Source organism: Pseudonocardia bannensis, assembly GCF_012911875.1.
GTDB lineage: Bacteria > Actinomycetota > Actinomycetes > Mycobacteriales > Pseudonocardiaceae > Pseudonocardia > Pseudonocardia bannensis.
Genome location: NZ_JAAXKZ010000172.1, coordinates 1 through 9703, shown reverse-complemented (window position 1 = coordinate 9703; position 9703 = coordinate 1). Strand labels below are relative to the sequence as shown.

Sequence of the window (9703 nt, the reverse complement as noted above, 5' to 3'; positions counted from 1 at the left end):
GAAAATCCGGGATGAACGCCTTCGCGGTCAGGTCCTCGCGATTGAGATAACCCGCGGCCAACCCGACCCCGGCGATCCCGATCTCCCCGACCTCCCCATGAGGCAGCGCCCGGTACGGATCCTCCGGATCCAGGATGACCGTGGCATAGGTGGGCAACGGCACCCCGATGGTGACCGGACGGTCCGGATGCACCACCGTCCAGGTCGCCGACACCGTCGCCTCGGTGGGCCCGTAGACGTTGAGGAACCGCCGCCCCGGCCGATGCCAGCGCGCGACCAGATCCTGCGGGCAGGCCTCTCCGGACACCAGCAGGAACCGCAGGTCGGGCAGATCGTCCTCGATCGTGGCCAACAGCGTGGGCACCACACACATCGCGCTCACCCGCCGCTGGGTGAGGAACTGATGCAGATCCACCCCCAACAGGCTCGAGCCCGCCGGCTTGGGCACCAGCGTGGCCCCGGCCAACCAGGGCACCCAGATCTCCTCCACCGAGAAATCGAACGCGATCGTCATCCCCTGATACACCCGATCCCGCGCCCGCAACCCGTACACCTCCGCCGCCACCCGCACGAAGTTGCAGATGCTCGCGTGCCCGATCGCCACCCCCTTCGGCCGCCCGGTAGTGCCCGAGGTGTAGATCAGATAGGCCAGATCCTCCACCGGCGCCCCCCGCTCGGCCTCGGACAACCGGGACGGGTCCTGCGCGGCGATCACCTCGGCCACCCGATCCAGGTAGAGCACGGACGGAACGAGGTCCTCCAGGCCGGGGACGCGGTCGCGCACGTGGGTCAGCGACAGCACCAACCGCACACCCGCGTCATCGACGATGTAGGCGATCCGGTCCGGGGGGAACCCGACATCCAGCGGCACGTACGCCGCGTTGATCTTCAGGACGGCGAGCATCCCGATGTAGGAGTGCACGGCCTGGTCGAACAGCAGGGCGATCCGGTCACCGGGACGGGCGCCGTGCGCGAGCAGGTAGCGGGCCAGCTGATTGGCGCGCGCGTCGAGCTCGAGGTAGGTCAGTGTCACCTCACCGGCGTCGACGGCGAGGTGGCCGGCACGGCCGTAGGAGCGCATCCAGTCGACCTGCTCCTCGAACACGTGGTGCAACCGCTCCCCGCGGCGGGACCGCGAGCCCTGCGCGGAGCCCGCGGCCACGAGCACCGCGGGGCCCCCGGAGTCCGTCCCGAGATCGAGCATCTGATCGGGTTCCTGCAGCGTGGTCACGGTGTTTCCCCTCGTGCCGCCGGGGCCTTCCTGGCCTGGTCACGAGGGTGTCAACGGCCGGTGCGCGGATCGATGGTGCGCTCCCCCGAGACGGCGGAGCCCTCCCCCGGACCCGGGTAGGGCTGTCCCTCCCCCACACGTCACCGGCCCGGGACCCTCGTCGGGTACCGGGCCGGGATGCTCGTCGGGGTGCAGGTCCGGCGCCGCTCAGGCCGCGTCGGCGGAACCCTCCAGGTCGGTGTCCCCGGCGCCGACGGCCGGGATGAAGACGCCGTGCAGGAGCCGGACCGCGTCGTCGACCACAGCGGACTCGACGTGCACCGTCAGCCGCCCCGGTGTCGTGGTGACCAGCCGGGGCGCGATCCCCGCCTCGTCCAGGGCCGCCAGGGCCCGCACGACGATGTCGGGCCTGCGGGCGATGCCCAGGCTCACGACACTGACGGTGCCGAGGTCCTCGCTCACGTGGACGGCCGCACCGCCCAATGCGGCCGCGACCTCGGCGGGCTCGGCCCCGGGAGCGCTGAAGCGCAGTGCCCCCTCACCGGGAACGGCGGCGCCCAGGGTGAGACCACGTTCGGCCAGGGCCGTCGCGACGGCGGCCACCGGGACGTCCCGGACGGTGTAGAGGCTCTCGTGGCGTCGGTGCGCGATGCCGGCCACCCCGGAGGTCTCCGACTCCTCGAACACGGCCCGCTCGCGGCGGATCCAGGTCCCCTCCCCGGTGCTGAAGCTCGACCGCAGGTGGATGTCGACGCCGTGCGCGACGGCCAGCTCGACCGACCGGGGCTGCAGCACGCCGGCGCCCGCCTCGGCCATCTCGAGCATCTCCTCATGGCGCAGCGAGGCGAGCCGCCGGGCACCGGGCACGACCCGCGGGTCGGCGGTGAACACCGCCGGTACGTCGGTGAAGATCTCGCACTCGGTCACGCCCAGCGCCGCCGCGACGGCGACGGCGGAGGCGTCCGAACCGCCGCGGCCGAGCGTCGTCAGGTCACCGCTGCCGGAGACCCCCTGGAAGCCGGTGACCAGAACGATCGCGCCCTGGTCGAGGGCGTCGGTGATGCGCCGCGGACGGATCTCACGCAGCCTCGCGTTGCCGTGCCGGTCGTCGGTGAGGATGCCGGCCTGCGGGCCGGTCAGCGACACGGCGTGGGAGCCGAGCTCGGCCACGGCCATCGACGCCAGCGCGCACGAGATGGACTCGCCGACCGCGAGCAGGGCGTCGAGCTCCCGCAAGGGCGGCCGCGACGACATCGCGTACGCCAGCGCCGACAGCTCGTCGGTCGAGGTCCCCATCGCGGACAGCACGGCGACGACCCCCCGGCCCGCCCGCTGTGCCGCGACCATCCGTTCCGCGACCGCCCGCAGCCGGGCGTGGTCGGCGACGGACGTGCCGCCGAACTTCCACACCAGCGGCGCGGCCGTGCCGGTGATCGGGTGCGGGTCGTCCTCCACCCGGTCGATGCCCTGCAGCGTGCTCATGTCCCCTCCCCCTGGTCTCGGGGCGCCGGTCCCGGAGGCCCCGGGGGGTCGCCGGCCGGCGCTGGTTCCGCCAAGGGTGCGGTGCCGGGGCCCGGTGATCGATGGTGCGTCCCCCCGTCCGCGGGGAGTGCTCCCCCGGGCCGCGGTAGGGGCCGCCCCCACATCCACGACCCCGGATCGCCCGGTCAGAGCACGTAGCGGTCGCTGCCGGGAGCGGGACCGCCGCACTCGTCCAGTCGCATGAAGTCGTGGCCGTAACTCAGCAGTTCGGCGCGGTGTCCGTCGTCGTGAACGTTCTCCCAGCTTCGGGATCGGTCCTGGTCACCGGCCTCGGGGGGCCATCCACCTCGATCGCTGTACATCGCACACCTCGTCTCCGGGCGGCGGGTCCGTGGCGCCCGCTGCATGCCCTGGGACGAGGATGGGATCGCCTTCCCGCCCCAGAAAGAGAGAAGACCCGAACACCGCGCCGGGCAAACCCCACTTTCGGGGGGCAGAGCGCGGACCGCTTCGCCCGATCGTGATCCCGACCCGGGCGAACGGGTCCTCCCGGTGCCGCCGAAGGCGAGCAGAATGGTGGTCAGAATCGCCCGGTCCACCTTTCTCCCGGCCTGAAAATACACCGATATCGGTCCTGCGTATTCTGATCCGGAAGGAGCGAACGTCCCGTTCCGATGATTCTCACCGGGTTCGGCGACCCTGACCCTGCCATCTCCGATTCCTGGCACTCCTGCCCGGATGTCGCATTCGAACCAGCGAGATGTCTCCGGCAGGAGGGGCCAACCCCTCCGCGGGAACGGTGGGTGTCCCCTCCGGTACACGGGCTCACCCCATATCCGGGGCTTCGCGTCGCTGCCATTCTTCTCGGCAGGGAATTCACCACCGGGTCATCGGGACCCGGGGCCCTACCCTCCAGGAGGAAGAAAATGGCGAAGATGCTGGACTTCTCGGATTTCGCTGAGCAGCGTGTGGAGCTCCTTCCCGCCCGCACCCTGATGACGGCGCTGGCGCCCCTGGGCTGCCGCCGCCACCACCACGGCGGCGACACCAACACCGGCGGCAACGGCATCGTCATCAGCGGCGGCACCAACACCTTCAACGGCGATGTCAGCGGTCAGGGCGGCACCGGCGCCACCTACTCATGACCCACAGCGTCTGAGATCGATCGAAGGGGCGGTCCCGGCGGCGGGGCCGCCCCTTCTCCATCCGGTCGTCGCACCGACCGGACCACCGTGATCCGACAACCGGAGAGATCGACGATGGGCATCGAGCACCACACCGGCAACCCCACACTCGCACCACCAGGCACGCCCCGGCTGGTCGAAGGCACCGAACTGATCGGCGAGTACCAGGGGTCCGGCTTCGCCGAACCGACGTACCTCGCTCGTCGCGACGACGGCCAGGTCCTGCAGCTCTCCCGACTGGTCTACCTGCTGGCCACGCTCGTCGACGGGCACCGCGACCGGGACGAGCTGGCCGCCGCGTTCGGCGCCGAGCTCGACCGGGAGGTCAGCGTCGAGCAGGTGGCGTTCCTGCTCGACGACCTGCTGCGCCCGGCCGGTCTCGTCACCGACGACGCCGTCCCGGGGTCCGCGGCGGGCGGCCCCGGCGCGACGCCGCCCGACGCGGACGGTCCGTCGGCCGAGCCTGCGCCGGCCGATCGGGTCACCCGGCCCGACCCGCTGCTGATGCTGAAGTACCGGGCAGGCCTGATCTCCGAACGCCGCGTGTGGACGATCGCCGGAGTGTTCCGGCCCCTGTTCCACGGCCCGGTGGTGGCGGTGATGCTCGCCGCGTTCGTCCTGCTCGACATCCTGATCGTCGCCGGCGGCGCGCTGGGGCGCGTGGTCTCGGCTGCCGACGCCTTCATCGACCGGCCGGGACTGACCCTGTTCGTGCTGGCCCTGATCGTCGCTGCGGGCGGTTTCCACGAGTGCGGCCACGTGGCCGCATGCCGGTACGGTGGCGCCCGTCCAGGGGTGATGGGCATCGGGTTGTACCTGGTCTGGCCCGCGTTCTACAGCACGGTCACCGACGCCTACCGCCTCGACCGGGGTGCGCGCCTGCGGGTCGACCTGGGCGGGGTCTATTTCAACGCCATCTTCCTGACCGGCCTCGGCGCGGCCTACCTGCTCACCGGCTCCCCGTGGCTGTTGGTCGCCCTCGTGGTGATGCACATCGAGACCCTGTGGCAGTTCCTGCCCTCGGTCCGGCTGGACGGCTACTACATCCTCGCCGACCTGGTCGGTGTGCCGGACCTGTTCGCCCGCATGGGGCCCGTCCTGCGCAGTGCGCTGCCCGGACGGTCGACCCACCCGCGGGTGGCCGAACTCAAGCCCTGGTGCCGCCGGATCGTGACCCTGTGGGTGGCCCTCGTCATCCCGTGCCTGGTCTACTGGGTCGTCGCGTTCATCGTGCTGGCCCCCCGCGTCCTGCCCGCGGCCTGGTCGGCGGTGCGCACGCTGATCGACGCCGTCGCGGCCGACATCCAGAATGCCCACGTCGCCGCCGCGACCCTCGGCATCGTCAACCTTCTCCTGCTCGTGCTGCCCTACGTCGGCCTCGCGCTGGTGGCCGGGCACCTCGCCCGCGGGCTGCACCACAGCGCCGTCCGGGCGTACCGGGCCCGCCGACCGAAGCACGACGGGACGTGACCGTGGGATCGAACGGCGCCGGCACCGGGGTCACACAGCGCTGAGCACCGGTTCGAACGCCAGCTCCGCCGCGCCGACGCGCTTCGCGTCGCGGCCCAGCGGCGAGGTCGTGATCCGGATGCCGCCAACCGCCCGGCTGGGCCAGCTCCCGCAGCTCGGCCACCAGGGCCCCGCGCAGCGTGTCCTGCGGCAGGCCGAGCGCCCGGCACAGCGCCGCCTCCCCGATCTCGGTCTCCCAGCAGCCCTGGGCGCCGCAGAAGCAGGCCCGCCCGCCGGGGCGGACGATCATGTGGCCCAGCTCGCCGACGTGGCCGCCGGTGCCGCGCAGCGGCCGGCCGCCGGCGATCACCCCACCCCCGACGCCGACGTCCGCGGAGAGGTAGACCAGGTCGCTGACCTCGCGTGCCGCGCCTCGGACGTGCTCGGCCAGCGCCCCGAGCTCGGCGTCGTCGGCCACCCGCACCGGCCGCTGGAGCACCGCGGCGAGCCGGGCCCCCAACGCGACCTCCCGCCGGCCCAGGTTCGGCGCCTCGTGCACGAAACCGTCGGAGCGCCGGACCACACCGGGCACCGACACGCCGACGCCCAGCGTGGTCACCGCCGGCTCCTCGCGCAGCAGTTCGGCCGACTCGGCGATGCGCGTGATCACCTCACCGGGCAGGCGGGTGGTGCGGTGCAGGTTCCAGCTGTGCCGGCCCAGCACCTGCCCACCGATCCCGGCCATGGCCATGGCCACCTGGTCCACCCGGATGTCGACGGCCAGCGCCACCGCCGACAGCGACGGCGGCGAGCCTGGCCGCGACCTCGGCCTCCTGGTCGATCGGCGTGAAGACGGTCAGGTACTGGTCGCCCCCGCAGGATGGCTTGCAGGCCGTCGGCCGTGGCGTCCTGGCCGGTGACCGGGGCCTTGCCGTTCAGGACACACGGCCGAACGGGCATCGCGTCATGAAACGGACTCGAAGCCCGCCCAGTGATGTACATCACGATCCAACCAGTCGCAGCGCCCCGGTGGCGGCACCCGGGTGATCAGGCACGGCCGGACGAGGCAGAGTCGCCCGCACACCCGAACGCCGGGAACGTCCACGTCCCGCCCCGGAACACCCCGAGCGCCCAGGTCACCGACCCTCCGTTCTCCCGTGCACCTCGACGCACGCGGTTGGGCCGACCGACGTATCCGTTCACCCACTCGATGAGTTTGCGACTACAGAGTGTCACCCGACTGGTGATTACTCTCCGCGATCGAGTCTGCCGTCCAGCCGGGCCCGGTCCAGGGCGGGATCGACGTCGCCGTCACGCGAGCGCAGGGCCACCGCGGCCACGACGGCGGCGATCCCGGCCGCCTCCAGAGGCCCCGGCACCTGCCCGAGCGCGACCAACCCGATGATCGTCGCGGTGGCCGGCAGCAGCGCCAGCAACACCGCGAACCGTGCCCGGCCCACGCGCCGCAGGACGACCTGGTCCAGCACGTACGGGACCACGCTGGAGAGCACCCCGACCCCCACCGCGAGCAACAGGACCACCGGATCCGCGAGCGCCGAGGAGACCTCACCACCCACGACCAGCAGCGGCGAGAGCAGCACAGCGGCCACCGCGAACCCCACGGCCATGTCGTCGACACCGTTGCCGCCGCTGGCCACCCGCTTGCCGAGCACGATGTAGGCCGCCCACATCGCGGCCGCCGCCAGTGCCCACAACACCCCCGACGGGCTCCCCGACCAGCGGACATCCGCGATCAGCAGCACTCCCACCGCGGCCAGCACCACGGCGGCGACATCGCGCGGGCGCCGGGACGCCGCAGCGGCCACCGCGACCGGTCCGCAGAACTCGATCGCCACCGCCGTACCCAGCGGCAGCCGCGCTATCGCCTCGTAGAACGCGACGTTCATCAACGCCGTCGCCAGCCCGAAGGCGATCGCCCGCGCCAACCGGCGGCCGCGCCACGCCCCGCGCCCCGGGCGACGCCACCCGATCAGGACCAACGCCGCTCCGAAGAGCCGTAACACGGCCACCGCGGCGGGCGACAAACGATCAAACAGACCGACCGCGAGGGCCGCCCCGACGTACATCGAGGCACCCCCGACGACGAACAGCACAGGCGCCGGGACCCGGTCGCGGACACTGATCGTCACGACTGCGCAGCGTAGTCACCGTGTGACCAGTGTTTACAGACCACACCTTGCGGTGTCACACCCCGCACCGCATCATTCACTCGTAGTCAACTGAATCCGCAAATGTCACCGGTACGTCACCGCGACGGCAGCTCGTCCACCCCACGGGGTCAAACGTGACGGGCGTCGCGACGCGAACCGGGAACACGTGCAGGGGTGCAGTACGTCTGCAAGAGTGGGCGCACCGCGCAAGCGGTCGTCACAGCAAGCGACACCGGCCGATCCGGTGTCGAGACGGAGGGAGACCGCTATGCAGCCAGGAACCCTGACCCGGCCCGAGTTGACCGCCGCCGACCGCTGTGACCGCTGCGGGGCGGCCGCTAAGGTCCGTGCCGTACTGCCGTCCGGTGGAGAGCTGCTGTTCTGCGGGCACCACGCGCGGGCGCACGCCGACAAGCTCCGTGAGCTGGACGTCGACGTGCAGTCAGGCGCTTGATCGTGGGGCCGGCGGGCGTGCCGGCCCCACCTGGGAGCACTGCCGACAGGGCGGGAACCACCACGGTTCCCGCCCTGTCGGTCTTCCCCCCGCGAGTCGGGGTCGTCCGTCCCGCGAGTCGGGGTCGTCCGTCCCGCGAGTCGGGGTCGTCCGTCCCGCGAGTCGGGGTTCTACGGTGGGCGAGTCAGGTCAGCGATAGGCGGCGACGGCCTCCAGGGCCCGGTCGACCTCCCATTCGTCGGTGTAGTGGTTGACGCTCAATCGGACGAGTCCGCCGTCGTCGCGGACCCGCAGCGCCCCCGCGGCCTCCCAGGCGTAGGCGTACCCACTCCAGGCGTTGACGTCGGCCCGGTCGAGCTCGGCGACGACCTCGGCAGGCGTCCGGCCCGCGATACGGAACGATGCGATCGGCGTCCGCGGCGCCTCCGGCCCGTAGCGACGCACGTGCATCATCCGCCCCAAGCCTTTCCACAGTCGTTCCCCGAGCACCCGCCCGTGCTCCGCCGCCGCGGCGCGTGAGGCGCTCAGCCGGGCTCGCCGTCCGCCCTCACCCGGCACCAGCCCCGCCCAGTGCTCCACCGTCGCCACGAGGCCGGCCAGCGCCGGGAACGGGTTGGTCCCCTGCTCGAAACGGGCGGGCCCGGTCGCGGGTGCCGGTGCCGGGCGTTCCGGATCGATGGCCGCGACGACCGCCGGGGCCGCGGCCACCACGGCGGCGACGTGCGGCCCGGCCCATTTGTGGGCGCTCGTGACGTAGAGGTCCGCGCCCAGCGTCGTGACGTCCACCGGCACGTGCGGGCAGTGGTGCACGCCGTCGACGTAGCTCAACGCCCCCACCCGGTGGGCAGCCGCGGCGATCGCCGGGACGTCCGGGCGGGCACCGGTGAGGTTCGACGCCGCGGTGACTGCCACCAGCCGCGTGTGGTCGTTGATCAGTCCTGTCACGTGGTCGGTGGGCAGCGCACCGGTGTGCGGGTCGATCGGCGCGACCCGCACCGTCGCTCCCGACCGGTGCGCAGCCTGCACCCAGGGCCGGACGTTGGCGTCGTGGTCGGCCTCGGTGACGACGATCTCGTCGCCCGGTGTCCATGTCGCGCCCAGGGCCGCGGCGAAGCGGTAGGTCAGCGCGTTCATGGTCGGGCCGAGCACCACGCCGTCGGGATCCGGGACATTCAGCAGGTCGGCGACCGCGACGCGGGCGGCGTCGACGATCGCGTCCGCCCGCCGCGACGCCGGGAACACACCACCCTGGTTGGCGACGCCGGCCCGCATCACGTCCGCCATCGCCTCGATCACCGCCTCCGGGACCTGGGTGCCCGCCGCCCCGTCCAGCCACGCCCGGCCGTCGGCCAGGGCGGGGTATCGCGCACGGACTCGGGACACGTCATAGGTCACGGAGCGGACGCTACGGGGCGGCGAGCTCCCGGGACGATCAGCGGCCGCCGCGCCGATACCGCGACTCGCGCGCGGGAAAACCCCGACTCGCGCGCGCGGATGCCGCGACTCGCGGGGTCAGCGCCAAGAGCGGAGGGTCGCGATGCGTTCCTCGAGCTGCTCGATGGTCGCCATCGCGGTCACCGGGCCGCCGCAGCTGCGCCGCAGCTCGTTGTGGATCGCACCGTGCGGCTTGTTCGTGCGGTGGTGGTACATCGCCACGAGCGTGTTGAGCTCCTTGCGCAGCGCGTGGAGCTGCTCGCGCACCGACAGCTGCGGGCGCTCCGCGGGCGGGGGC

8 protein-coding genes and 3 pseudogenes are annotated in these 9703 nt (G+C 72.5%); 3 read left to right on the top strand and 8 right to left on the bottom strand.

Features of this window, described 5'->3' with window-relative positions; all coding sequences use genetic code 11:
- The 3 genes from HF519_RS27830 to HF519_RS27820 form a co-directional block, all read right to left on the bottom strand.
- A partial coding sequence (locus HF519_RS27830; RefSeq protein WP_312860395.1) for an amino acid adenylation domain-containing protein occupies window positions 1-1231 on the bottom strand: 1231 nt, incomplete at its 3' end.
- 207 nt (window positions 1232-1438) lie between these two features.
- Window positions 1439-2713 carry an aspartate kinase gene (locus HF519_RS27825; protein ID WP_169415956.1) on the bottom strand — a complete coding sequence of 425 codons (1275 nt, stop codon included), beginning with the start codon at window positions 2711-2713 and terminating at the stop codon, window positions 1439-1441.
- A 185-nt stretch (window positions 2714-2898) separates the two neighbouring features.
- Window positions 2899-3075, bottom strand: a complete 177-nt coding sequence (locus HF519_RS27820; RefSeq protein WP_169415955.1) for a hypothetical protein — start codon at window positions 3073-3075, stop codon at window positions 2899-2901.
- A 564-nt stretch (window positions 3076-3639) separates the two neighbouring features.
- On the opposite strand from HF519_RS27820, the gene HF519_RS27815 reads away from it, so the two are divergent.
- Both HF519_RS27815 and HF519_RS27810 read left to right on the top strand, forming a co-directional pair.
- Window positions 3640-3858 (top strand): hypothetical protein, encoded by a 219-nt coding sequence (locus tag HF519_RS27815; protein WP_169415954.1) that lies wholly within the window; start codon window positions 3640-3642, stop codon window positions 3856-3858.
- Window positions 3859-3972: 114 nt separating this feature from the next.
- On the top strand, window positions 3973-5367 hold the full coding sequence (locus tag HF519_RS27810; RefSeq protein ID WP_169415953.1) for a hypothetical protein: 1395 nt from the start codon (window positions 3973-3975) through the stop codon (window positions 5365-5367).
- Window positions 5368-5397: 30 nt separating this feature from the next.
- On the opposite strand, the pseudogene HF519_RS27805 reads toward HF519_RS27810, so the two are convergent.
- The 3 genes and pseudogenes from HF519_RS27805 to HF519_RS27795 all read right to left on the bottom strand — a co-directional run.
- Window positions 5398-6178: pseudogene (locus tag HF519_RS27805) on the bottom strand (ROK family protein); the annotation flags it as partial.
- A pseudogene (locus tag HF519_RS31990) lies at window positions 6135-6285 on the bottom strand (sugar ABC transporter substrate-binding protein); the annotation flags it as partial. The pseudogenes HF519_RS31990 and HF519_RS27805, both read right to left, overlap by 44 nt.
- A gap of 308 nt (window positions 6286-6593) precedes the next feature.
- The gene (locus HF519_RS27795; protein WP_169415957.1) at window positions 6594-7433 is read right to left on the bottom strand and encodes an EamA family transporter; all 840 of its coding nucleotides are present in this window, start codon (window positions 7431-7433) and stop codon (window positions 6594-6596) included.
- Between the two features lie 352 nt (window positions 7434-7785).
- Here HF519_RS27795 and HF519_RS27790 point away from each other — a divergent pair, with 352 nt between their 5' ends.
- Window positions 7786-7971: a DUF7455 domain-containing protein gene (locus HF519_RS27790; RefSeq protein WP_169415952.1), complete on the top strand. Its 186-nt coding sequence runs from the start codon at window positions 7786-7788 to the stop codon at window positions 7969-7971.
- A gap of 189 nt (window positions 7972-8160) precedes the next feature.
- On the opposite strand, the gene HF519_RS27785 is transcribed toward HF519_RS27790, so the two are convergent.
- Window positions 8161-9366 carry a cysteine desulfurase-like protein gene (locus HF519_RS27785; protein ID WP_169415951.1) on the bottom strand — a complete coding sequence of 402 codons (1206 nt, stop codon included), beginning with the start codon at window positions 9364-9366 and terminating at the stop codon, window positions 8161-8163.
- A 117-nt stretch (window positions 9367-9483) separates the two neighbouring features.
- Window positions 9484-9703, bottom strand: a pseudogene (locus HF519_RS27780) (ATP-dependent helicase); the annotation flags it as partial.

Bases quoted from the DNA above. Each gene is read 5' to 3' on its own strand.
- HF519_RS27815 (WP_169415954.1), top strand. From the start codon at position 3,640: ATGGCGAAGATGCTGGACTTCTCGGATTTCGCTGAGCAGCGTGTGGAG.
- HF519_RS27820 (WP_169415955.1), bottom strand. From the start codon at position 3,075: ATGTACAGCGATCGAGGTGGATGGCCCCCCGAGGCCGGTGACCAGGAC.
- HF519_RS27810 (WP_169415953.1), top strand. From the start codon at position 3,973: ATGGGCATCGAGCACCACACCGGCAACCCCACACTCGCACCACCAGGC.
- HF519_RS27795 (WP_169415957.1), bottom strand. From the start codon at position 7,433: ATGTACGTCGGGGCGGCCCTCGCGGTCGGTCTGTTTGATCGTTTGTCG.
- HF519_RS27825 (WP_169415956.1), bottom strand. From the start codon at position 2,713: ATGAGCACGCTGCAGGGCATCGACCGGGTGGAGGACGACCCGCACCCG.
- HF519_RS27790 (WP_169415952.1), top strand. From the start codon at position 7,786: ATGCAGCCAGGAACCCTGACCCGGCCCGAGTTGACCGCCGCCGACCGC.